We start from the raw sequence: 23,430 nt of genomic DNA, 5'->3' as shown, positions 1-23,430 counted from the left end.
GCTCTTAGCGGACCGCCGAGCCAGAAGTGAGAACACCGATGACCAAATCTCTGGACCAATTGCGCAGGGATGCGCGGGCGCTGCGCAAAGCCCATCACGCTGGGGAACTGCGGGCACGCCAGCGGATCGCCAACTATCCGCCCCGCCCCGAGGGCACTCCCCTGAAACATGCGGACTACCTGCATGTGATCGCGCGGGAGAACAGCTTTCCCTCCTGGCCTGCGCTCAAGCTCGCGGCGGATATGCTGGGCATGGACAAGGCCGCCAAGCGCCAACGGCTGAAGCTCGCGCTCTATAACGGCCAGTTCCGCGTGGCCGAGCAGCTTCTGGCGGATACGCCGGATCTCGCGGAGGGTGATTTCAGCCTCTGCCTGTCCCTCTACCGCAGGGCAGAGATCGAGGCGTTTCTACGAAGCACCCCGCAGATGGCGACGGATCTGATCGGCCACAAGGCGCCGCCCCTGACCGTGCTCGCCCGGTCGAAATGGATCCATAACGCGCCGGAGCGGCGGGCCGATATGCTCGCCATCGCGCAGGCGCTGCTGGATCATGGGGCCGATCTCGATCGCGGCGCGCCGAACTATGACGGCAATGACTATACGCTGTCACCGCTCTATTTCGCGATCGGACACGGGAACAACATGGCCCTCGGGCGCTGGCTGCTGGAGCAAGGGGCGAACCCGAACGATGGCGAGAGCCTTTATCACGCGACGGAGCTGGGCCACCATGAGGGGCTCGAGATGTTGCTGGCCCACGGGGCCGAGCCCAAGGGTACGAACGCCTTGCTGCGCGCGATGGATTTCCACGATGTCGGTGCGGTGCAGCTCCTTTTGGCCCATGGCGCACAGGTGGATGAGTTCGACGGGCGTCATGTGGGGGGCGAAGCGCCCTGGGTCGTGCCTGCCCTGCATCAGGCCGCGCGCCGCATGGCCAAGCCCGAGATGGTCGCTCTGCTGCTCGCGCATGGCGCCGACCCGAACCGCCGGTTTGAGGGCACGACCCCCTATGCCTATGCCCGGGTATTCGGCAACGACGCGCTGGCCCGGACTCTGGCCAAGCACGGCGCAGATACACGCTTGAGCGAGGTTGAGACCCGGTTGGCCGAAGCCGCAGACGGGGTTGCCGCGACCGGTTCGCTCGATCCTGCCACGATCCCGGAGGCCTATCGCAACATCATCCGGATGATCCTCCACCTGCCCGGGAAACTGCCCCATATCCAGCGGCTTGTGGCGCTTGGCGTTGCCCACGACCTGCCGGATACCGAAGGGTTGACCCCGGTGCAGATCGCGGGCTGGGAAGGTTTGCCGGAGGTGATGGAATACCTCCTGTCGCTCAAGCCGGACCTGACACATGTGAACGGCTATGGCGGCACTCTGCTCGGCACGATCCTGCACGGGGCGGAAAACTGTCCCCAGCGCGCCGCGCGCGACTATGTCAGCTGCTTGCGGCTCGCGCTTCAAGCGGGCGTGCCCCTGCCCCGTCGCGCCATCGAGCTCGCCGGCGCTGAGGAGATCTCGGATTGTCTCACCGACTGGGCGGAGACCCATCCGGATCAGGTCGTGGATGGCGGCGTCGGCTGAGGCGGAAGGGGCCGGGCACTGCCCGCCCGGCCCGGTCTGTCACAATGCGCGATGCACCATGACCGCGCCAAGCCCCCCAAAGAGCGTGCCGAACAGGGCCTCGCTGGCGCTTTGGAACCGGCGATAGACGCGCCGCATCCGTCCCGTCGAGAAGAGCCATCCGTAAGTGCCGTAAATGACAAAGACGATGGCGGCCGACCCGCAGATGAAGACCAGCAAGAGCCCAGGATACTTGAGCGCTGGCCCGACAAAGGTCGAGAGCGAGGCCCAGAGCAGTGCAACCTTGGGATTGGTGGCCGTGACCGCCAGACCATGGAGGAAATCGCGCGCGGCCCCGCGCCCGGAGACAGGCGCGATCTGTCCGCCTTCTCCGGTCAAGGCCGCGCGCCATCCCTTGATCCCGAGCCACAGCAGGTAGCCGCCGCCGAGAACGCCCAGCAGTCGCAGCAATCCGGGATAGGCTTGGAAGAGCGCGCCGAAACCAACGGCGGTCAAGGATGACCACAGAAACGCCCCGCATGCGAGCCCCGCCGCGACAAGGAAAGCGGAGCGCCGCCCGGATCCCAAGCCTCGGGAGGCCACGGCGACAAGGTTCGGACCCGGTGAGATGGCTGCGGTGGCCAATGCAATCCAGGCGGTCAGGATCAGCGTCATTTTGGATATGCCTTTCAGGTGTCAAGTTCAGCGCCGGGGCGCCAAGAGCAAAGAGTTGGTCCACACATGCGGGTTCTTGGCTCGTGCCTCAGTAGGGATGGTGTAGCGGATTGAGACGCGCCGATGCTTCGATTAGGGTCGAAGCATGAAAGAAGGTCCCGACATCGCCCATATCGCCGCCCTGATCGGCGATCCGGCCCGCGCAAACATGCTGACCGCGCTGATGAGCGGCAAAGCCCTGACCGTGAGCGAGCTGGCCGAAGAGGCTGGCGTGACGATCCAGACGGCGAGCTCACATCTGGCGAAACTCGACGATGGCGGGCTGTTGCGACCGCGCAAACAGGGGCGGCACAAGTATTTCTCACTGGCCAGCGACGAGGTCGCCCATGTGCTTGAGGCCTTGATGGGTTTGGCGGCGGGGGCCGGCCATCTGCGCAAACGCCCCGGCCCCAAAGACGCGGAGCTGCGGCAGGCGCGGGTCTGCTACAACCACCTGGCGGGCGATATGGGCACACAGATGTTCGACAGCCTCATGGCGCAGGGCCATCTGGTGCTGGAGGGTGAAGAGTTGATCCTCACCGCCTCGGGCGCGGAGCTTGTCACGGAATTCGGGATCGACCTCACGCAGCTGCGCAAAGCGCGCGCGCCCCTCTGCCGCGAATGCCTCGACTGGAGCGCGCGCCGCTCCCACCTTGCAGGCAGCCTCGGCCGCGCATTTCTCTCGCGCTTCGAGGAGCTCAGCTGGGCCAAGCGCGACCCAGCCTCGCGCGTCGTCTCCTTCTCGCCAAGCGGTGCGCGCGACTTCAACCGCCTGTTTCCCGTGACCAACCCGGTCATTTCCTAGAGCGAAGCCAAGCGGTTTTTCCGCTTTGAAGCTTGACCTGTCTAGGGCTTCACACCTTAGGACGAAGGACGAACCAAGAGTCGATCCGAGCGGATAGGGTGCCCAAGAGTGCGGATTTCAGAACTGGCAGAGCGCGTCGGCCTGTCGCGCGCGACGCTCCTCTACTACGAAAAACTTGGGCTGCTGCAGGGCACGCGTCAGACCAACGGGTATCGTGTCTACTCCGACGCTGACCGGCAGCGCCTGCAATTGATGCAAAAACTGCAGGCAGGAGGGCTCAGTCTGCGGGAATGCCGGACCTGCCTTGATGGCAAGCTCGACCCGGATCTGCTCACCCGGCGCCTCGCCCTACTGGACAGGGAGATTGCCGAGAAGAAAGCGTCGCGCGACTTGCTCGCGGCGTTGTTGGGACAATCAAGTCTCAAGACCTGGCATCAGGAGGTCGAGCGCGTCGCGCCTGATCTGCATCGCGCCTGGCTCATGTCCCAAGGGTTTTCCAGATCCGAGGCCGGGCTGGTTGCGTTGGTGTCCAAGGACATGAACGCCCATGACACCTATATGGCTGACTTCATGGAGGTCTACGCCGAGCTGGATCGCTGGGGCCCGGGAACAGAGGCCGCAACGCAGAAAGCCCTGGCCCTGGTGCCCTTCGACCCAGACATCATTCTTGAGATTGGCTGCGGCCCTGGTATGGCGACAATGGCTCTCGCCGCGGCGACGCGCGCCCGTATCACGGCGATCGACACGTCCGAGGTGGCACTGAACAAGTTGCGGTCGCGAGTTGCGGCGCGTGGATACAGCGATCGGGTTGAGGTGGCGCCTGTCGACATGGCCGCGCTCCCTATTCCGGATCGTCTATGGGACGTGATCTGGTCCGAGGGCAGTGCCTATATCATCGGCGTGGAACAGGCGCTTGCGGACTGGAGACTGCTGCTACGTCCCGGGGGTGTTCTGGTTGTCTCTGATCTGGTCTGGCGGACAGACAATCCTGCTGAGGACATCCGCGACTTCTGGACCGCAGAGTATCCCAAGATGACAACGGCTGAGATCCGCGTGGCCCAGGCAAGGCACGCAGGCTTCGGTGTCCTTGGCCATTTCGATATCGGGCCAGAGGGCATGGAGGCCTACTACCGCCCACTCGCTGCTCGGCTCGACGCCATGGAGCCACGGCTGGCAGGCACGCGCGTTCTCGAGGACCTGCGCCGCGAGATCGCCATCTTCCAAGCCGGGCGTGCGCAGGTCAGCTACGAGATGTTTGTGCTCCAACGGAACTGAAACCGTGGAGCGCTCCAGGAGGATTGAAACATGAACTACATCGACACATACGCTCCGCATATCGACGCCATCGCAAGCCTCTTCGAGACGACCTTCACTGCATCGGAAGGGCGTGAAGAAGGGGCACTGATCGGGGCGCTTGCGCGCCGCTTGATGACGGATACGCCTCCGAGCGACCTGCGCGTCGTCACCGCATGGGATGGCGGCGCGTTGGTCGGTGCGATCCTCTTCACCCGACTGATCTTCGAGGACCCTCGCCCAGCCTTCTTGCTTGCGCCCGTCGCCGTAGCACCAGATCGACAGGGGGAGGGCATCGGGCAGGCCCTGATCACACACGGCCTGGGATTGCTACGCGAGGATGGTGTCGAGATTGCCGTGACCTATGGTGACCCGGCCTTCTACGGACGCGTCGGTTTCACCCAGGTGACCGAGGCCACCGTACCCGCACCGCATCGACTGCAATTTCCCGAAGGCTGGCTTGGGCAATCCCTTAGCACTGCGGCCTTGGCACCGCTCAACGGGCCCGCGATCTGCGTTTCCGGGTTCAACGACCCAAGGCTCTGGTGATCGCTTTCACGTGTCCGCAGGTGTTCTCAGCAGGCGCCAGGATACGCCTACCCAAGTCCTACACACAGGTCCGGAGCGATTGGGCTGCGGCCCGCTCCTTGCACGCAAACCAGTTCCGAGGCGGTGGAAGACAGACCGTCCGGTTTCGATCTTTACGGAGCATAGCTGCGTCGTTCAGCTAGCGGTCAGAAGCCTGTCGGGCTGTGGCCGCAAGACCCCACGCCCTCTCCTCCCACTTGATTTCCCAGAACGCGCAGACCTCTTCGAGGTAGGCCGCGAGGACGCGCTTCATATTTGGTACTTTGACGCCATGGGGCCGGTTCCGTGGGTCGGGCACGTTCGCATCGGGTGGAAAGGGCGACACAGCACCCAGTGCGGCAAGCTCGTTTCGGATCTACCTCGGCAATATGCCAACCTGCGTCATGTTCTTACCAGATAGCCCCAGCCCCTATCAGCCACCCCATACTGAGATCCACATCAACGCCCACGTGCAATAAACAAAAAGCCGACAACCCGTCCGAAGACCGGCTGCCGGCTCTTGCGCCATAAGCCGCGCAGAGGAGAGGCGCGACCTATGGCCGGGAGGAAACCGTCGAGCGGGGGCTCGGGCTCAGTGCTCAATGATGAAGTGGTCATCGCCCACGGGGCGCATTGCCCGTTTCGGGGCGACCCAGCCCGGATCACGGATGGGGCTTTTGAGGTCCTCTGCGATCAGGCCACGACGTTCCCGCTTTCGCTCCGGATCCGGCAGGGGGACGGCCGAAATCAGTTTCTTGGTATAGGGGTGTTGCGGGTTGTTGAGGACCTGATCCCTCGGCCCGATCTCGACGATTTCGCCCAAAAGCATCACCGCGATGCGATGACTGATACGCTCCACGGCGGCAATGTCGTGACTGATGAAAAGATAGCTGATACCGAGCCGTTCCTGGAGTTCGAGCATCAGATTGATCACCTGCGCCTTGATTGTGGCGTCAAGCGCCGAGACGGATTCATCCGCGACGATCAGGCTCGGGTTCAACCCCAAACAGCGCGCGATACACAGACGCTGACGCTGCCCACCGGAGAACTCGTGCGGGAAGCGGAGAGCATGCTCGGGTTTCATTCCAACCATTTCCAGAAGCTCCGCGACACGTTCCTGAATGCGTGATTGGTCCCCGATCTTGTGCACCTTGAGGGGTTCGCTGATGGCCGAGCCAATCGTTTGGCGCGGGTTCAGCGACCCATAAGGATCCTGGAAAATCATCTGCATGCGCTGGCGCGCAAGTCGCAGCTCGGCGGGCGAGGCCTTCGCGATGTCCTTGCCCTCGAACAGGATACTGCCAGATTTCGGCTCTCGCAGTCTGAGAATGGACCGCCCCGTCGTGGTCTTTCCGCATCCGGACTCGCCGACAAGCGACAGGGTCTCTCCGGCACGCACATCGAAGGAGACGTTCTCGACCGCGTGCACATTCCCGATCGTACGTCCCAGCAGCCCTCCGGGAATTGCAAAGCGCGTCGTCAGGTTCTTCACTTCGAGAAGCGTTTTGCCGCGCCGATCCTCCTCCGAAGGCACCTCGGGTCCGGGCCCTTCAATGCTCATCTTCGGGAACCTGCGCGGAGTGGATGTCCCCGTGAGCGCACCGAGTTTTGGGACGGCCGACAAGAGCATCTTGGTGTAGCCATGCTCGGCGTTGCGAAACAGCTCCGAAACCGGTTTCTCTTCGACTTTTTCGCCGTGCAGCATCACCACGACGCGGTCGGAGATCTCTGCCACCACCCCCATATCGTGAGTGATGAACAGAACGCCCATGCCGATCTCTTGCTGCAACTCATGGATCAGCTCGAGGATCTGGGCTTGGATCGTTACGTCAAGTGCCGTGGTCGGCTCGTCTGCGATGAGCAGCTTCGGCTGGCAGGCCAGTGCCATGGCGATCATGACCCGCTGCCGCATGCCACCGGAGAAACTGTGCGGGAACTCCCCTGCCCGTCTCTTGGCATCCGGTATCCGTACAAGATCGAAGAGCCGCTGCGTCTCTGCCGCCGCCTCGCCCGAGGTCATATGCCGGTGATTTCGCAACGCTTCAGCGACCTGGGCACCGGCGGTGAGGACCGGGTTCAAGCTGGTCATGGGTTCCTGAAAGATCATTCCAATCTCGCCGCCACGCACCTTTTGCATCTGCGCCTCGGGCAAGCTCAGCAAGTCCCGCCCCTCCAGCCTGATGGCGCCTTCGGACTTGCCGATGCCAGCTTGCAAGAGCCGCATGATCGAGAGCGCAGTGACGGATTTGCCGGAACCGGACTCGCCCACAACAGCAACAGTTTCGCCCGCATTGATATCGAAACTGACGCCCTTGACGACGGGCACCCAACGTTTGTTGACGTGAAACGACGTGACAAGGTTGTCTACAGACAGAACAGGAGGGGTCATTCTTCACCTTTCAGGCGGGGGTCCACCGCGTCGCGCAGGCCATCGCCCAGCAAGTTCAAGCCCAGCACGACGATCAGAATGGCAACGGAGGGACACAGCGCTAGCCAATAGCTGTCGAGGATGCTCTCAAATCCTTCGCGGATCATGCCGCCCCATGTCGGCGTCGGAGGATTGACCCCGAGCCCCACAAAGGCAAGCGACGCCTCGACGCGGATTGCCGTGGCCAGCCAAAGAGAGCCCATGACCAGCACTTCGGGGGCGATGTTCGGCAGGATATGGCCAAATATCAGCCGCCGATCCGAGTACCCAAGCGCCCGGCCCGCATCGATGAACTCCCGATCCTTGACCGCGATGGTGGGCGCACGGGCGATCCGCGCGAAGGGCGGGACGGCGGTGATGGCAATGGCGACCGCCAGATTGGTGATTGACGGGCCAAGCATAGCGACGACGATCAGGCCCAGAATGAGACCCGGGAAGGCCAGCAATACATCCATTGCCTGCATGACGATGACGTCAAACCGCCCGCCAATATAGCCGGCCAGCAGGCCGATGATCGTTCCAATCACCATAGCCGCAGCGATTGAGAACACGGCAATGGCCAGCGAGATGCGCGCCCCCCAGATGATGCGCGAGAAGATGTCCCGCCCAAAGGTATCCGTTCCCAACCAGTATTCGGCTGAAGGCCCTTGGAGCTTGTCGAAGATGTTCTGCTCGATCGGATCATGGGGGGCTACAATCGGGGCCAGCAGCGCCAGGATCACAACCACCAGGAACATGACCAGCCCCACCCAGGAGGCTTTGTTCGTGTTGAAGGCGCGGACCACCGAAGCCAATGCGGAACCGATGGAGGCCTTGAAATAGTTCCATGTCGAAAACTTTTCAGCAGCGTTTCCTGTGGTCATGAGTATTTGATCCTTGGGTCAATGAGACCGTAGGTGAGGTCGGTGAGAAGGTTCACGATGACCACAATCATCGTGTACATGACGATCATGCCCTGCAGCATCGGGTAGTCGCGCTGGTTGAGGGCTCCGATGATGAGCTTGCCGAGGCCTGGGCGATTGAACACGATCTCGGTGAGCACCGAATTGCCAATCAGGATACCCAGGTAGAGCCCGACCACGGTGACAACGGGGATCATCGAATTGCGGAAACAGTGCCGCCAGATGATCACCGCGCGGGACGAGCCCTTGGCCTGAGCGGTACGTACATAATCCTGGTTCAGCACCTCCAGCATGGCCGAACGCGTCACTCGGGTAATATAGGCCGCCATGATGAGGCCGAGATTGATCGCTGGCAGCGCCAGATCCCGCATGCGGTCGCCAATGCTCTCACCCTGGCCCGAGCTGATGACGGGAAACCACCGCAGATGGATCGAAAAGAGCAGCAATAGCAAGATCGCCGAGACAAAGGCCGGGAAGGACAGCCCGATCAAGGAAATGGTGCGCGCCACATAGTCGGGCATCTTGTTTCGGCGCAGCGCCGACCAGATCCCCACCGGAATGCCGACAACCGCGCCGATAAGGAGTGACGCGAAGGTGAGCTCCAGCGTGGCTGGCATAACGTCAAAGATGTCTTGCAGCACGGGCCTGTTCGACACGAGGGATGTCCCCCAATCCCCAACCAGTGCGCCTTGCATGAAGTCGAAATACTGCTGGTAGAGCGGCAGGTCCAAGCCCAGTCTTTCGCGCAGCGCGGCCAGGGATTGCTCGTTCGCCTGATCCCCCAGAATGGCGTAAGCTGGGTCACCCGGAAGAATGCGCAGCACGAAGAAGACGATCGTCATCACTGCGAACATCGTGACCAGCGCGAAGCCTAGTCGTTTTATGAGAAAAGCGGTCACGCTTGTTTCCCTCTCCTGTAGCAACGGGTGCCCGACCATCGGCCGGGCGCCCCGCAAAGCGTTACCGCGTCAGTCCGTGAAACGGGCAAGTTCCGTGACCGGGGGGCTGAGGTTCAACGACCCCGCGACCTCCACACCCAGATCCAGCTTGTCATTCCAGACCCACAAGAGCCGCGCCTGAAAAAGCGGGACAGCACACAGATCTTCCATGATCGCCGCCTGGGCCTCGGCCCAAAGCGCCAGTTGACGGGTCGCGTCGGTCTCGGCGCGGGCCGCTTCAATCTGCGCATCCGCAACCGAGCAATGCGAGAAGTTCGTGACGCCGGAGGGCGTGTTCACGATCGCATCCGAGTGGAAGAACTGAGACAGATACACATCCGCAACGGGGAAGCGCAGCGCGGAGTAGTGAACAACCTGGCTCAGATCCTTGCGGATCTGCTCATGGAAGGTGGAGTGCTCGACCACCGTGATGTCCATATTGATGCCCGCACGAGCAAGCTGAGCCTGGACCGCTTCCATGGTCGGAAGCATGCCCGGGTTGTTGGTGTGGATCGTCTGGATCGTGACGCCATCCGGGTACCCCGCTTCTGCCAGCAACGCCTTGGCGCGGTCGACCGAATGCGCGTATTGCGGTACGTCGTCAGTATAGCCGAGGTTCCCCTCGGGCACCGGCGATATCGCCGGCACAATGACATCCGCTCCACGGAAAGCGACCAGTTCTTCGCGGTTGATTGCATGGGCAATCGCCTGACGGACTAGAATATTGTCCAACGGCGCCATGGTTTTGTTGAGGCTCAGCACCGACATCTCACCGGGGGACATCAACACAAGGTTCGCGCCTTCAACCTTCTTTATGCGCTCCGCCCAGATTTGATCCTGGCGCCCGGTCATCATGTCCAGTTCACCCGATTGAAACGCCAGATCCCGGGTCGAGTCCGACGGAATGTAGCGATAGACGATCTCCTTGATCTGCGGTTCACCGCGGAAATACTCGGGATTTGCGACCAGTCGAATGAACTGCTGCGGCTGATACTCGGCAAACATAAAGGGGCCTGTGCCGATCGGCGTTTGCGCGTAATTGTCGCCCAAGGCCTCCACCGCATCCTGACAGACGATGTTGCCTCCATGGTAGGAAATGAGCAGCCCAAGCAAACTGGGTATCTGGTTGGCAAGGGTGATCGTGACCTCAAAGTCACCGGTTGCTTCGATACTGCTGATTGCCGCGAAGTCGCCAGCAAAGGCGGAGCGGTCCGCATCAGACGCGCGGGTCAGCGAGTAAACGACATCGTTTGCATCAATACGTCCATAGTCGCCGTGGCAGTCGACATCATCGCGCAGCGCAAAGGTCCAGGTCAGACCGTCAGCTGATGTCGTCCAGCTTTTTGCAATATCGGGCTCGATGAAGTCCGGGTTGGACTGGCCCGGCTGGATCCGCACCAGACCGTTGAACATCCAATGCAGGAGACCCTTGTCAGCGGTTGATGTGGCCGAATGCGGATCAAGAACCCCGGCATCTGCGACGTTGGTTCCAACGGTCAGGGTTTGTCCGTCCGCAAATGCAGCGCTGCCGAGAAGCAGGCCGGTGACCGACATACAGAGCAACTTTTTCATCTAGGTCTCCCAGTTGTTCGCAGGAGAGCCGCAAGAGCATCCCCGGATTTTTGTTCCATTCAGATTTGCCGGACGTGACCGGAACCGCTGAGGTTCTTCTTGGCGCCCTTGCCGCTAATCTGTCACAAACGCGCAAATACGCGCGACAACCAAGCCATTACACGCAGCATCAGATCTGTAAAGCGCTTTTATGACGCTTTATGGCTTTTTTGGGAGCTTATCGCGCACAATCTACCAAATAAGTGCAAGTGAGCCCCATAAGGCAACCCAAAAACTCGCAGATCAGGCGACGCACGCCCGGAGACTGCACAGCGCGAATGTGCTGCCCCCAAAACGAGTCTCATCTATGGCAAGAGCCGAGGGCTCGGGCACCGCAAGCTATTCCGCCCCAGGACTGGCGAGAGGCCCCAGGCCGATCTCAGCCCAAGGAGACGCAATTCAGCGTCACGCCATGCGATCTGATCGCTTCTCGCATGCTTGGCGCCAACCCCTCATCGGTGATGACGGTATGAATGCGCTCCAAGGGCGCGATGCGATACAATGCGCGCCCGTTGAAACGACTGCTATCCGCCAGCAGACAGGTCTTTTCAGAGGCTGCCATCATGGCACGCTTCATCTCGACCAACTCCATCACCGTATCAGATGCGCAATCCCCGTCGACCGCCTGAGCAGACATGAAAAACATGTCGCACCTGACGTCCCGGACAAAGGCAAGCCCTGGCTCACCCAGAAGGCTATAAGCGCCAAAACGGTTCGCCCCACCAGGCATGACTACCGACAATTGAGGCTTATATGTAAGGGCTTTTGCCACATAGATGTCGTTGGTGATGATGGTGAGCGGGAAATCCACCTGGGCGATCGCATCTGCGAGATCATGGCAGATCGTGCCGGTATCGATCATGATGCTCTGGTCCGGCCGCAGCTGCTTGACCGCCTCCGCCACAATGCTCCGCTTCTCCTCAACCGCAGTGTTCCGCGCGAGTTCCGTGCTCGGCTCATAGCTGGCCTGGGGACGCATGCGCACTGCTCCGCCATGTGTCCTGCTCAAGAAACCTTCTTTGGCGAGATAGTCGAGATCCCGGCGGATCGTCGACACTGAGATTCCAAAGCGCTCGGCCAGATCTTGGCTCGAGCCTGCGAAATGCACGTCAAACCAGTCCATGATTCGCTGGCGGCGCTCAGCGGGCAGAAGCTCTTCCGTGTTGCCATCATTTGGCATGCTCAACAGAGCCTCCCTGTATTGACGAAACGAACACCGGGGCACGGTCGCAGCCGGCCACCCCAACCATGTCGTTTATTTGTCAGCATCACCCGTGGGCGCGCATCCTGTATGAGAGCGCCGGCAAAACAAGTCAAGAAGGAGCAGAAATCACCAGATATATCCGCGAAACACCAAAGTAGCGTCAAATCAGATCTCAACACAGAGTCTCCACTTGCATTCAATCACAAACGATCACATAACGTCATAAAAATGCAACCTATCGCTCAGCCACGCTCCACGATGAAGCAAGGCCGAGAAAGAAGGACAGTATGGACAAGAGCACAGTAACCGGTCGCGTTCCTTCCCTGACGAAAGTCGCGAGTGACCCAAGCCTTCCTTCCAGCGTTGACGTGGTCGTCATTGGGGGCGGAATCGCAGGTGTTTCGACCGCGCTGTTTCTTGCAGAACAGGGCGTGCGCGTGTGTCTTTGCGAAAAAGGCGAGATCGCCGCGGAGCAATCTTCGCGCAATTGGGGCTGGACCCGCCAGATGGGACGCGACACAGCCGAGATGCCTCTCTCCATCCAGAGCCTGACATTGTGGCGGAGCTTGAAGGAGCGATTTGGCATCGAAGCCGGGTACCGGGAAACCGGCATTACCTATGTGTGCAGAAAGCGCTGGGAGATAGAGCAAGCCCAAGGCTGGGCGCAAGATGGTCGCGATTTTGGGCTACCCCTCAGAGAGTTGAACGCACGAGACATCGAGGAGCTTGTGCCCGGGCTATCCGGGGGCCACACCTATGGACTGCACACAACCAGCGATGGCCGGGCCGAACCCGCCTTGGCGGTTCCCGCCTTTGCCGAGGCTGCCCGCCGTCTTGGAGCCGGCATTTGCATCCAATGCGCTGTGCGCGGCATTGAAACATCCGGCGGAGCGATCTCTGCAGTTGTCACCGAGAAAGGGACCATCAAATGCGCCTCCGTCGTTGTGGCAGGCGGCGTATGGACCCGTCTGTTTCTCGGAAATGCCGGAATACGCTTGCCGCAACTGAACATCATTGCCGCGGCGGCGCGCATCGAGGCGCCAGACGGATCGCACAATGCTGGTCCCGACTTTCCAATCGGAGGCGCGACCTTCGGGCTGCGCCGACGGCTGGATGGCGGCTTCACGGTCGGCCCCCGCAACATCAACATCGCACCCATCGTCCCGGACAGCTTTCGGTTCCTCCCCGACTTCCTGCCGGTCTTCCTCAAAAGCTGGCGCGAACTCAGCCTGCGCTTCGGCCGTGATTTCTTCGAGGAACTGATGACCAAGCGGCGCTGGAGCCTCGATGGGACAACGGCCTTTGAGGCCGTGCGCGTTTTGAACCCTGCGCCTTCAAAATGGATGCTCAACACATCACTGAAGGGCCTCAGGGAAGCTTTTCCTGCTTTCAAGGATGCGCGCGTCACCCACGCCTGGGGCGGCGCAATTGACGCCACAGCCGATGGCGTTCCGGTGATCGATGGCGTGGCCAGTATCCCCGGCCTGTTCATAGCATCTGGGTTGTCCGGGCATGGGTTCGGCGCCGGGCCTGCGGTAGGCGAGCTTATGTCCCAGATCATCACCGGAAATCGTACCAGCGTCGATCCGACGCCATTTCGGTTCAATCGGTTTCGCTCCACGAAGGGAATGCCGACCTTTGCCCCGGGAAATAGGGCCATGGGGGCCATGCAATGAGGCTGGAACGGAACCTCAGCGCGCGCCGCCATGCCGGGAAGGCTTGGCACAGGGCACGAGCAGATCGCGCCAGTTCAATGCCTTTGCGGCAGATTTGTCCCCCCCTGCCCCGCCGATATCGTCCGGGGTGCGACCGTTGGCAAGAAACCCGGCGACGGCGCCCGTGTTACCTTCCAATACTGATCACCCCTGCTTCCGCTTCGTTCCTCCCCTTGACCCAAAGGACAAAGCGCAGATCATCCAAGATGCCCGGTCAGCGACACATCTATCTGATGGCGTTTTGATACGACGCCCCTAGCAACCCAAACATCGAGATAAACATGACCTATACGCCCCATGACGGCCGCTACTCCAAGATGCTCTACAATCCCTGCGGCAAAAGCGGGTTGAAACTCCCGGCGATTTCGCTGGGCCTGTGGCATAACTTCGGCGAGGACACGCCCCATGAGACCAAGCGGGCGATCTGTCAGACAGCCTTTGACCTTGGCATCACCCATTTTGATCTCGCCAACAACTATGGGCCGCCTGCTGGATCTTCCGAAGAAGCCTTCGGTGACATCCTCAGGACTGACTTTGCCGGACATCGCGACGAGCTGATCATTTCGAGCAAGGCGGGCTGGGACATGTGGGACGGCCCCTATGGCAACGGGGGGAGCCGCAAGTACCTGATCGCGTCCTGTGACCAAAGCCTCAAACGCCTTGGCGTGGATTACGTCGACATCTTCTACTCTCACCGGTTCGATCCGGAGACACCGCTCGAAGAAACCATGGGCGCGCTGGATCAGATCGTTCGGTCCGGCAAGGCGCTCTATGTCGGGATTTCGTCCTACAACTCCGCGACGACACGCAAAGCAGCTGCGATCCTGGAGGAGCTTGGCACACCGTGCCTGATCCACCAGCCAAGCTACAACATGCTGAACCGTTGGATCGAACGGGACGGGTTGAAGCAGACACTCAACACGCTCGGGATCGGCTCGATTGTGTTCACGCCTCTGGCGCAGGGCATGTTGACGAACAAGTATCTCAACGGCGTGCCCACGGGGAGCCGCGCGGATGCAGGTACATCGCTCAGCCAGGGTTTCCTGAGCGACGAAAACCTCGAGAACATCCGGCAGTTGAACCGGATTGCAGAAAGCCGGGGCCAAACCCTGGCGCAAATGGCCATCGCATGGACTCTGCGTGGGGGCGACATCACCTCAGCCCTGATCGGCGCGTCGAAACCACAGCAGGTCGTCGATTGCGTGGGGGCTTTGGACAATCTGGAGTTCTCTGCCGCGGAGCTTGAAGAGATCGACAGATATGCAGTCGAGGGCGATATCAACCTTTGGGAAAGCTCATCTTCGGGAGACGTCACACCCTGAGCCCTATCGAGCGAGATCTGATCAATCGGGGGAGGGGAGCTTGTGGGAAGGACCGGATTGACGGCAACCTGCTGTCTGCAGGGTTAAGCCCGATCGCAAGGCCTTTGAAGCTGCGCTACGCCTGCGCGCTCCGCGCCCCCGAAAACCAACCGTTCTGTCAGCGGCACATCTGCGCTGTCCTACCATGTGTTCTCGGGCAGCGGAGCAGCCGAAAGAACAAATCAGACTAAGAAAACCCCGCCCGGAAAACCTTCGAGCGGGGCGTCTCAGCGGCGACCTTTGACGCGCCGCTGGTAGCGCGGGACCTCGCCGGCCATGAGGCAGCCATAGGGATCAATCCAGTCTTCGATGGTGGCCAGACCAAATTCTGTGATCTGGGCCTCAAGCGCAGCGGCCGGTTTGTAACTCGACGGCAACTCCGAGGCATCGACTTTCCCACAGAAGAACCGGACGTCGAGCCCTTTCGCTTCCTCGATCAAAGCCTCATCCGGCGTTTTGGCGCCGAGCCGGCGGATGTGTTCGGTCCGCGACCAGTTGCGCCCCGCCCCATGAGGACTGAAGCCAAGGCCGTTGGGCGCGTCAGCGCCTTTCACAATCAGGACCGGCTCCGCCATGTTCAGCGGAATGATCGTCCGACCCGCAGGATCAGCATCAGCAGCAAAGTCACGCCACGCGGGGGTCGCCCCTTTGCCATGGTAAAAGACATCACCGCGGCGGAAGACAAAGTTGTGCTCGTTCCAGAACCGATCCGACGCTGACGCACCAACGGCCTCGACCGTCGCTTGGTGGATCGAGTTGTGGTTCGTCTTTGTCCACTTCCGAATGAGCTGAAGGGCGTCCCAATAGGCCACACCATCCTCGGTATCCGCAGGGATCCAGGCATTCTGCTTCAGGGTCCCCTTTGCATGTTTGCGACGGTACCGCTCAGCAACCTCCATCCCGGCCTTGTAGAGCTTGGCGCCCGGCCCGCGCGACCCGTGATGTGTGATCAGCATGGTCCGCCCGCTGCGCCGGGACGTGCCGACGAACAGGAAATGGTTGCCGTCTCCTTGCGTCCCCATATGCTCTTGCGCGGCACGAATTGTCTTGGCGCTGTTCAAGAACGGATTTGCCCGAAAGGCATCCAGCAAATCCAAGGAGACGGTAAAGCGCTGGCCCTGCGCCCGCCCACCGGGGCCAAAATGTGTCACCTGGGATGCGGCATCGAGAACAGCCTTTGGATCCGCGTTGCCCAGATCGCTCAACATCAGCGAACAACAGATGTCGGCCGAGTGCATCCCGGGATGAATGGCGTTCCGAGCCGCGATGACCCCACCGACAGGAATGGTCCCGACAGGACCCGCCGGGCAGGCATCCGGCATGATCGCCGCGCTGACAACGGTCGGGGTTTCCATCACCGCGCGGATCGTTTCGCGCACTTTGCTGAGGTTTGTTTCCTCATCTGCATCTGCCGGTGTCAGGTTCTCAAAAAGCGGAACATCTGCAGCGCTCTGCAACGGATACTCTACGGGCTCTGGCGGCAGGTCTGCCGCCAAGGCTTCGCGAATGTCATCCCGATTGCGGCCAGTGCCCAAGAGGGTGTTCGCACGCTCCAGCAAAGCGGGAAACTGCGGGCCAGGCGTATGGCCCCACGCGGTCAGATCGTGACCGGTCAAAGGTGTCAACTCGTTCATACTCACAGCCTCTCATCAGTCTTCAGCAATCGAGGGAATGGTGTAGCGGCCTGGGAATGGGCCCAGGCCGCTGGACTTGGGGATGCGGATCATCCGTTGCTTTCTTCTCTCATCCTTTTGGTGAGAGTGTTTTGGCAGTGTCCCAGCCTGCGCCGAAGGAAAAACGGAGAAGCCATCAAGCGCCTGTTTTCGTGACAGTTTATTGAAGTTTGCACAAACACCTCCCTCAAGATACGATCCCTGGTGATCGTAATTTATCCAAATGGATCAAACTTATGAGAAATGTCGTTCTCGGCTTTCTGGGGACGCAGCTAGATCGCGGCGGCAAACTTGGCTGGCGGCCAACAGTTGGCATGTGCCAAGAGCCCGGCTTTGAGATCGACCGTCTCGAACTCCTCTATGATCGCAAGTTCAATCGCCTTGCCCATGACGTCCGCCGGGAAATCTCGAAGGTCTCTCCCGAGACAGAGGTTCTGCTGCAACGCATGGATCTGGACGACCCCTGGGATCTGCAAGAGGTCTACGGCAAGCTGTTTGATTTCGCACAGAACTATGGGTTCGACGAGGATCGCGAGCGGTACCATATCCATTTGACCACGGGGACGCATATCGCGCAGATCTGCTGGTTCCTGTTGACCGAGAGCAGGCACATCCCTGCAGCTCTGATCCAGACAGGCCCCCCTCGCAAGGGAGAGGTCGAGGCAGGAACGTTTGACCTCATCGATCTCGACCTCAGCCAATATGACGCGATCCAAAAACGCTTCGACCAGCAAACGCGCGAGTATGGCACCCTTCTCAAGGGCGGGATCGAAACCCGAAACCGCGCGTTCAACAGCATCATAGACCGGATCGAACACGTCACCGAGCGCTCTGACGAGCCTGTCTTGATCCTCGGCGAACCCGGTGTCGGCAAATCCGAGCTCGCGCAACGGATCTACGAAATGAAGCTGCAGCGCCGCCGGGTCAAAGGACGGCTGGTCCAAGTCAACTGCGCCACCTTGCGCGGAGAAATAGCCTTTCCGACGCTCTTTGGCCAACGCCGAAGCCATACAGGGATTGCGGGCAGTGAACGCGCGGGCCTGCTGCGTGAAGCGGATGGCGGCGTTCTCTTTCTCGACGAGATCGACACATTGGGTGCGGACGAGCAGTCGCTCCTGCTCCATGCGATCGAAACTGGGCGCTACTATCCGCTCGGGTCTGACGCGGAAGCAACAAGCCGGTTTCAGGTCATCGCGGCTGCCTCGCAGGACCTCTCGGTGCTTGTTGCAGACGGCAAGTTCCGTGCAGATCTATTGTCGCGGTTGAACACCTGGACCTTTCATCTTCCGCCACTGCGCGACCGGCGCGACGACATTGAAGTCAATCTGCGCCACGAGTTGCTCCGGGCCGAGCAAAAGCTGGGAAGTCGCATCGGCTTCAATGCGGATGCCGCGGACGCTTGGCTGCGGTTCTCGCGCGCGCCGGACACAGACTGGCCCGGGAACTTCCGCGATTTCAGCGGTGCGGTCCTACGACTTTGCACGCTCGCGCCGCGGGGTCGCATCACCCTCAGCCAGGTCAATGAAGAGATCGAAGCCCTCAAGCACCGCTGGGCAACAGCCTCCAAGGACGATGATGCGAACCTTGTGGCTGATGTCATCAACGAGGAGATTGACCCGTTCGACATCCCGCAATTGGCGCATGTCATTCGGGTATGCCAAAGCTCCAAAACGCTTAGCGAGGCAGGGCGCAAGCTCTATACGGTCTCCCGCGCGCAGCGGAGCAGCGTCAACGACTCCGACCGCCTCAGGAAGTACCTCGCCCGTTTTGGTCTGTCTTGGGAAGACGTTTCCAGCTGATACTCAGGCTCGTCGTTGACTGCGAGAATTGAGCACCAGAGTGCAGGTCACATGGCAGTCGCGAACGTACACAAATGGGTCGCGCGCTTTTGGCGGCGTCCTGTTCCTGGGGCAGGCAACAGTTGCGGAATCTCTTGAATTTGGCTTTCGTGCCCATAGTCGCTCGGAACGGGCAGAGCCGCGGGGTCGAAACACATGCAGCAAACGAGGCTGTTGAAATCGGTTACCGTGTCAATTCTCATAGCGACCCGACCGGTTGGGTGATTGGCACCCTCGATCAGACAAGTGCATTGTCGCATCGCCTTCGGAGAGGATGGGGCGGGCTTTCTCCGTCTGTGCCATGCGCAACTGCCCGACATCCTCGAGCAGGCATTCGATCGGCTGGAGCCGGTGCTGTCGGGCTAAGCCTTGTGTGAAAGACGGGGCTGAGGGCTGCGCCTCCTTGACCACCGAGCAACGCATGGAGACACGGAGTGCCGTGCCTCAGCTTCAGGGATCGCAGCGGCCAGATCCACCGACGAAAACCGGTCGTAGCCGGATGCCCGCCGCTACCCGGCCCAGAGCCGGGTGCAGGTGGGCGGGATCCTCGCCTCGATGGCCTGCATCGCATCCACGATAAGATCCTCTCGCCATCTGCGTCCCGCGATCTGCACACCGATTGGGCTGGGGCCCTCCGCTGTCTCGGCGACATGCGTCGGCAGGTTGCCCGCGGGCAGGCCAAGGAAGTTCATGATGAAGGACCAATGGGAGCATCCCAACACCTCCCTCACGCCATCGGCGCCTTCGATGTCGCGTCCGGGCGCAAAGAAGGGCGTGAGCATGAAGGGGGTCAGAACCAGCGGATACTCCTCGAGAAACAGCGACCAATTCCGCGCAAAAGCTGTCCGCTGGGCGAGCATTTTCAGAAGGTCGTTGCCCTCATATGGGGGAAACTGGCGATAGTATTCGTCAAAGATCGCGTTGATTTCTTCGGACCCGTAGGCGCGAATATCGGGGCCCAGCATGGCATGCACCTCCCCCAGGAGCGTCCTGTAGGCGGTCTCTCCGGTTTCGCGTGCAAGCGGCGGCTCCACCGCCTCGACGGCATATCCGGCATCCGAAAGCGCAGAGGCCGCCTTGTCGAGCGCGGTCCGCACGGCAGGATCCATGCCGAAGCCGAAATCGTCACTGGCGACCGCGACCCGGAGCGGAGGCTCGATCGGCGCACCGCGCCATGGCATGGGCACATGGAATGGGTCCCGCGCATCTGGTGCGATCATGGCGGGCATCGACAGATGCAAATCAGCCGCGTTGCGCGCGATGAGCCCCTGGACGGACATGGATTGTGCCAGAAGCCCCCGCTCGCTCGTCTGGCTGGGGTTATAGGCGGGCACGCGTCCCAAGCCCGGCTTGACCGTCACGGCCCCGTTCGCGGCGGCCGGAAACCGCAGCGAGCCGCCAATGTCGTTCCCATGGGCAAGGGCACCGATCCCGGCCATGACCGCCGCCCCCGCACCGCCCGACGACCCCCCGGGCGAGATATGCGGCCCCCAGGGGTTCTGGGTTCGACCATAGAGCGGGTTGTCCGTATCCGCGCGGAAGGAAAATTCCGGCGTGTTCGTACGGCCAATGACAACCGCGCCAGCCGCCTTCAGATTGCGCACGACGGTTGCATCATCCGGGGCGATGATATCCTTGAAGGCCACGACGCCGTTGGATGTCGCGTGGCCTTTCTGATCCACGTTGATCTTGATGGTCACAGGCACGCCGTGCAGCGGCCCCTTGGGGTCAAAGCTGGCGTCAAGTGCGGCGGCGTCCGTACGCGCTTCCTCCGCCAGGCTCTCGACCACGGCGTTCAGGTCGGGATTGGCCGCCTCCATCCGTGTAATCGCGGCCTCTGTGACCTCCGATGCGCTGAGCGATCCGCTCCGCGTTGCCGCAGCAATCTCGGAGGCGCTCCACTGCCAAAGAGGACGTGTGTCAGTCATGTCGCGGAATTCCTTCGGGTGAATGCAGCTGGGCCGGTTTCAGGACCGTGCTGATTTTTTTGACAAAGCGCCACCCGGCAAGGACGGCATCGCGCGACGTTCCCAACGTTCAGCGCGGCAAGATTGAATTGGGCACGGCTCACTCGGCGATCTCCACTGAGATCAACGCCGTCGAGCGCCCAGAGGGGTCATGCCTGAGCGCAGACTTCGCCAAGGTCCGACGGGGTTTTGCCTTCATATCAAAGCGCCGCAGCCACAAGGCCATCTCGCAACTCTGCTTGTTGCGAGAATCACGTAACTGAAATAGTTTCATTTTACCAACACGCTGCCGCCAAGCCATTTCGGACCACATTTGCATGAGCATACAACAGGCACGATTGCCGTCACCACCTTCCGGGATTGCGGTCGCAGAGACACCTTTTGTCCTGTCCAAGGTTACCGCGCCGGCTTGCTTTGCAGCCGTATGGCAGCGCCAGCCTCTTGCGTCTTTTCAGATGTGGCTGGACGCGCTCTGCGCCACGTCTCTGCCAAGCGCCCGTCTGATCCTGCAGGCGGAGACGGTGAAAGAGGCCATGACGCATCTGTGCCAGCAAGCCGGGATCCCCGATTGTCGGGAGCGCAATATGCTGACCGGGGATATCGCAGCACTGGCGCATATCTTCGCGGAGATTGCGCGCTGCGACTACCTGCGCCTTCGCCTGACCGTGTGCGACGGCCCTCAGGAGATCACCGCAGATGCCCCCATCGAAAACGCGCGCCTGGTCTGCGTCTATCGGGGGCCGCAGCTGGAAATCGCTCAGAGCGCGGATGGCCATACTCCGGGGACCCCGATCGCAAACGGGGTTCCCTTCATCATGCGCGAGACGGACCCGGACGGGTTTTCCGCGAAAACCCTGCCCTACCACGCGCTGCCCACTACCGGCGCGCCATTGAGCAGCCTTGTTCTCACCCTGGACCCAGTCCGTGCCCCGGGAAGAACAACGGCTCCAAAGCCAAACACTTACCATTGATCCCTTGGGAGGAGACAAAGGATGAAAACACGTGCCGCAATCGCCTGGGGGCCAAACCAGCCTCTGGAGATCGAAGAGATCGATCTGGAAGGTCCGAAGGATGGCGAGGTTCTGGTTCGGATCGTCACCACGAGCCTATGCCACACGGATGTCTTCACGCTCTCTGGGGAGGATCCGGAAGGGCTCTTCCCCTGCATCCTCGGCCATGAGGGCTGTGGCATCGTGGAAGAGGTCGGGCGCGGCGTGACATCGGTCAAGCCGGGCGATCACGTCATCCCTCTTTACGTGCCAGAAGACCCCGAATGCCCCTATATCAAGTCGGGCAAGACGAATCTCTGCCAGACCATCCGCGCCACGCAAGGGGCCGGTTTGATGCCCGATGGCACCTCGCGCTTCTCCTATAAGGGCAAGCAGATCCTGCACTATATGGGCACCAGCACCTTCAGCGAATACACGGTGCTTCCGGAAATCTCCGTCGCGAAGATTTCGAAGGAGGCACCGCTTTCCAAAGCCTCCGTCATGGGCTGCGCGGTTCCCACTGGGATCGGTGCCGTGCGCAACACAGCCAAGGTGGAACCCGGCTCGACCGTCGCTGTCTTTGGTCTTGGCGCCGTCGGAATGGCCGTGATCCAGGGCGCGGTGCTCAAGGGCGCATCGCGGATCATCGGGGTCGACGTGAACCCCAACAAGTTCCCTCTGGCCATGTCCCTCGGCGCCACGGAATGCGTCAATCCAAAGGATCACACCGCTCCGATCCATGAAGTGCTGATCGAGATGACCAATGGCGGTCTCGACTACACATTCGAAGCCGTCGGCAATGTGAACCTCATGCGCTCGGCGCTGGAGGCCTGTCACAAAGGTTGGGGAGAATGCACCGTTATCGGCGTAGCGGGCGCGGGGCAGGAAATCTCGACCCGTCCCTTCCAGCTTGTGACCGGACGGGTTTGGCGCGGCACCGCCTTTGGCGGCGTGCTGGGCCGCAGCCAGTTGCCGGGCATGGTGGATGAATGGCTGCGCGGCGATTTCGACGTCGATCCCTATATCACCCACCACATGCATCATGAGCAGATCAATACGGCCTTCGACCTGCTCAAGGCGGGTGAGTCCATCCGGTCGGTGATCCACTTCCAGCCGCAGGAAACCCTGAAGGTCAACTCCCTGCCCGGGAAGATCGTGCCGGCCTAGGCCGCAGCCAAGCGTGGTCCTGCTCAAGATGTTGGGCAGGACCAACGACACGGCCGTGGTAATGGACATTCTGCTCCAGCGGCGACCCTGGAGGATCACCAGAGTCGTAGACTGGCATTCGACCGCTTTGGTGGCGTCACTCGTCCATTGGCGGGAACCAGGTCAACGAGGAGTGGTGCAGCGAAATCAACACGCGCCCATCCAGTTTGTGATAAGCAAAAGTGTAGTCCGCCCGGGTCGCATTCCCGGACCCATCCACAAACGTGTAGTGCCCCATATCCTTGTATCCGAGACCACCCGCTTTCAGGATCGGGCCGACGGCGCTTTGAAACTCGACAGTCTTCCAGCCGCGCTTCAAAAACCCGCTATCCTGCGGATAATCGGGGTCGCCGCCGACAAAATACGCCTTCGCGCCTTTCTTGTCCAAACGGATCACATCCGCCAGCGTGGGCTTGAAGAGGAGAGGCTCATCCGGGTCGCCAAAATCGTAGAGCTCAAGGAGTGCATCCACATCCTGGTCCGTTACGCTCTTGGCCCAGGTTCTTTGCGCCGTGACAACTTCGGCTTTGGTCATCGGTTCAAAACTGCGTTCAGACATGGCTACGGTCCGTCATTCTTGGTCGGTTGGTAAATGCGGCGACATGTATACTGTAGCATGCTGCGCTGTTAAACAGCCCTTTGCAGAATGCGCAGCGACAT

General features: G+C 60.9%; 18 protein-coding genes. 9 read left to right on the top strand and 9 right to left on the bottom strand.

All coding sequences use genetic code 11. The features are described 5' to 3' along the window. The first annotated feature begins 38 nt into the window (after positions 1-38). Positions 39-1,580 (top strand): hypothetical protein, encoded by a 1,542-nt coding sequence (locus tag ACP153_RS19600; protein ID WP_424972706.1) that lies wholly within the window; start codon positions 39-41, stop codon positions 1,578-1,580. Positions 1,581-1,619: 39 nt separating this feature from the next. On the opposite strand, the gene ACP153_RS19595 is transcribed toward ACP153_RS19600, so the two are convergent. Continuing rightward, a complete protein-coding gene (locus tag ACP153_RS19595; RefSeq protein WP_424972705.1) occupies positions 1,620-2,234 on the bottom strand; it encodes a LysE family translocator in 615 nt (204 codons plus the stop codon). 145 nt (positions 2,235-2,379) lie between these two features. On the opposite strand from ACP153_RS19595, the gene ACP153_RS19590 reads away from it, so the two are divergent. From ACP153_RS19590 to ACP153_RS19580, 3 genes are all read left to right on the top strand, one after another. After that, positions 2,380-3,078 (top strand): ArsR/SmtB family transcription factor, encoded by a 699-nt coding sequence (locus tag ACP153_RS19590; protein WP_424972704.1) that lies wholly within the window; start codon positions 2,380-2,382, stop codon positions 3,076-3,078. Between the two features lie 108 nt (positions 3,079-3,186). Continuing rightward, positions 3,187-4,353 carry a MerR family transcriptional regulator gene (locus ACP153_RS19585; RefSeq protein WP_424972703.1) on the top strand — a complete coding sequence of 389 codons (1,167 nt, stop codon included), beginning with the start codon at positions 3,187-3,189 and terminating at the stop codon, positions 4,351-4,353. A gap of 30 nt (positions 4,354-4,383) precedes the next feature. Then, on the top strand, positions 4,384-4,920 hold the full coding sequence (locus ACP153_RS19580) for a GNAT family N-acetyltransferase (protein ID WP_424972702.1): 537 nt from the start codon (positions 4,384-4,386) through the stop codon (positions 4,918-4,920). Between the two features lie 610 nt (positions 4,921-5,530). Here ACP153_RS19580 and ACP153_RS19575 read toward each other — a convergent pair. From ACP153_RS19575 to ACP153_RS19555, 5 genes are all read right to left on the bottom strand, one after another. Next, a complete protein-coding gene (locus tag ACP153_RS19575; RefSeq protein ID WP_424972700.1) occupies positions 5,531-7,327 on the bottom strand; it encodes an ABC transporter ATP-binding protein in 1,797 nt (598 codons plus the stop codon). Further along, positions 7,324-8,229, bottom strand: a complete 906-nt coding sequence (locus ACP153_RS19570) for an ABC transporter permease (RefSeq protein ID WP_424972699.1) — start codon at positions 8,227-8,229, stop codon at positions 7,324-7,326. The genes ACP153_RS19575 and ACP153_RS19570 overlap by 4 nt, the downstream gene beginning before the upstream one ends. Beyond that, positions 8,226-9,167: an ABC transporter permease gene (locus ACP153_RS19565; RefSeq protein WP_424972698.1), complete on the bottom strand. Its 942-nt coding sequence runs from the start codon at positions 9,165-9,167 to the stop codon at positions 8,226-8,228. The genes ACP153_RS19570 and ACP153_RS19565 overlap by 4 nt, the downstream gene beginning before the upstream one ends. A 69-nt stretch (positions 9,168-9,236) precedes the next feature. After that, the gene (locus tag ACP153_RS19560; protein ID WP_424972697.1) at positions 9,237-10,778 is read right to left on the bottom strand and encodes an ABC transporter substrate-binding protein; all 1,542 of its coding nucleotides are present in this window, start codon (positions 10,776-10,778) and stop codon (positions 9,237-9,239) included. 418 nt (positions 10,779-11,196) lie between these two features. Further along, the gene (locus ACP153_RS19555) at positions 11,197-11,997 is read right to left on the bottom strand and encodes a DeoR/GlpR family DNA-binding transcription regulator (protein ID WP_424972761.1); all 801 of its coding nucleotides are present in this window, start codon (positions 11,995-11,997) and stop codon (positions 11,197-11,199) included. Between the two features lie 311 nt (positions 11,998-12,308). Here ACP153_RS19555 and ACP153_RS19550 point away from each other — a divergent pair, with 311 nt between their 5' ends. Further along, complete coding sequence (locus ACP153_RS19550) at positions 12,309-13,697, top strand: NAD(P)/FAD-dependent oxidoreductase (RefSeq protein ID WP_424972696.1); 1,389 nt, start codon at positions 12,309-12,311, stop codon at positions 13,695-13,697. A gap of 320 nt (positions 13,698-14,017) precedes the next feature. Then, positions 14,018-15,058 (top strand): L-glyceraldehyde 3-phosphate reductase, encoded by a 1,041-nt coding sequence (mgrA, locus tag ACP153_RS19545; protein ID WP_424972695.1) that lies wholly within the window; start codon positions 14,018-14,020, stop codon positions 15,056-15,058. Between the two features lie 266 nt (positions 15,059-15,324). Here mgrA and ACP153_RS19540 read toward each other — a convergent pair whose 3' ends face one another. Continuing rightward, a complete protein-coding gene (locus tag ACP153_RS19540; protein WP_424972694.1) occupies positions 15,325-16,731 on the bottom strand; it encodes an RtcB family protein in 1,407 nt (468 codons plus the stop codon). Between the two features lie 209 nt (positions 16,732-16,940). Here ACP153_RS19540 and rtcR point away from each other — a divergent pair, with 209 nt between their 5' ends. Beyond that, on the top strand, positions 16,941-18,569 hold the full coding sequence (gene rtcR / locus ACP153_RS19535) for an RNA repair transcriptional activator RtcR (RefSeq protein ID WP_424972693.1): 1,629 nt from the start codon (positions 16,941-16,943) through the stop codon (positions 18,567-18,569). A gap of 548 nt (positions 18,570-19,117) precedes the next feature. Here rtcR and ACP153_RS19530 read toward each other — a convergent pair. Next, entirely contained in the window at positions 19,118-20,536 is a 1,419-nt protein-coding gene (locus ACP153_RS19530; protein WP_424972692.1) for an amidase family protein, read from the bottom strand. Positions 20,537-20,892: 356 nt separating this feature from the next. Here ACP153_RS19530 and ACP153_RS19525 point away from each other — a divergent pair, with 356 nt between their 5' ends. After that, positions 20,893-21,546, top strand: coding sequence for a DUF1826 domain-containing protein (locus tag ACP153_RS19525; RefSeq protein WP_424972691.1), 654 nt, complete (start codon positions 20,893-20,895; stop codon positions 21,544-21,546). Between the two features lie 21 nt (positions 21,547-21,567). Beyond that, positions 21,568-22,731, top strand: a complete 1,164-nt coding sequence (locus ACP153_RS19520; protein WP_424972690.1) for an S-(hydroxymethyl)glutathione dehydrogenase/class III alcohol dehydrogenase — start codon at positions 21,568-21,570, stop codon at positions 22,729-22,731. 136 nt (positions 22,732-22,867) lie between these two features. On the opposite strand, the gene ACP153_RS19515 is transcribed toward ACP153_RS19520, so the two are convergent. Next, complete coding sequence (locus tag ACP153_RS19515; protein ID WP_424972689.1) at positions 22,868-23,329, bottom strand: hypothetical protein; 462 nt, start codon at positions 23,327-23,329, stop codon at positions 22,868-22,870. Between the last annotated feature and the right edge of the window lie 101 nt (positions 23,330-23,430).

Source organism: Dinoroseobacter sp. S76 (assembly GCF_049801095.1).
Taxonomy (GTDB): Bacteria; Pseudomonadota; Alphaproteobacteria; order Rhodobacterales; family Rhodobacteraceae; genus Dinoroseobacter.
This window is presented reverse-complemented; position numbering and strand designations above follow the sequence as displayed.

What these genes read in the sequence shown, in the direction of transcription:
- ACP153_RS19555 (WP_424972761.1), bottom strand. Translation starts at nt 11,997, where the DNA reads ATGCCAAATGATGGCAACACGGAAGAGCTTCTGCCCGCTGAGCGCCGC.
- ACP153_RS19520 (WP_424972690.1), top strand. Translation starts at nt 21,568, where the DNA reads ATGAAAACACGTGCCGCAATCGCCTGGGGGCCAAACCAGCCTCTGGAG.
- ACP153_RS19580 (WP_424972702.1), top strand. Translation starts at nt 4,384, where the DNA reads ATGAACTACATCGACACATACGCTCCGCATATCGACGCCATCGCAAGC.
- ACP153_RS19595 (WP_424972705.1), bottom strand. Translation starts at nt 2,234, where the DNA reads ATGACGCTGATCCTGACCGCCTGGATTGCATTGGCCACCGCAGCCATC.
- ACP153_RS19540 (WP_424972694.1), bottom strand. Translation starts at nt 16,731, where the DNA reads ATGAACGAGTTGACACCTTTGACCGGTCACGATCTGACCGCGTGGGGC.
- ACP153_RS19575 (WP_424972700.1), bottom strand. Translation starts at nt 7,327, where the DNA reads ATGACCCCTCCTGTTCTGTCTGTAGACAACCTTGTCACGTCGTTTCAC.
- ACP153_RS19550 (WP_424972696.1), top strand. Translation starts at nt 12,309, where the DNA reads ATGGACAAGAGCACAGTAACCGGTCGCGTTCCTTCCCTGACGAAAGTC.
- ACP153_RS19600 (WP_424972706.1), top strand. Translation starts at nt 39, where the DNA reads ATGACCAAATCTCTGGACCAATTGCGCAGGGATGCGCGGGCGCTGCGC.
- ACP153_RS19525 (WP_424972691.1), top strand. Translation starts at nt 20,893, where the DNA reads ATGAGCATACAACAGGCACGATTGCCGTCACCACCTTCCGGGATTGCG.
- ACP153_RS19515 (WP_424972689.1), bottom strand. Translation starts at nt 23,329, where the DNA reads ATGTCTGAACGCAGTTTTGAACCGATGACCAAAGCCGAAGTTGTCACG.
- ACP153_RS19560 (WP_424972697.1), bottom strand. Translation starts at nt 10,778, where the DNA reads ATGAAAAAGTTGCTCTGTATGTCGGTCACCGGCCTGCTTCTCGGCAGC.
- ACP153_RS19570 (WP_424972699.1), bottom strand. Translation starts at nt 8,229, where the DNA reads ATGACCACAGGAAACGCTGCTGAAAAGTTTTCGACATGGAACTATTTC.
- mgrA (WP_424972695.1), top strand. Translation starts at nt 14,018, where the DNA reads ATGACCTATACGCCCCATGACGGCCGCTACTCCAAGATGCTCTACAAT.
- ACP153_RS19590 (WP_424972704.1), top strand. Translation starts at nt 2,380, where the DNA reads ATGAAAGAAGGTCCCGACATCGCCCATATCGCCGCCCTGATCGGCGAT.
- ACP153_RS19530 (WP_424972692.1), bottom strand. Translation starts at nt 20,536, where the DNA reads ATGACTGACACACGTCCTCTTTGGCAGTGGAGCGCCTCCGAGATTGCT.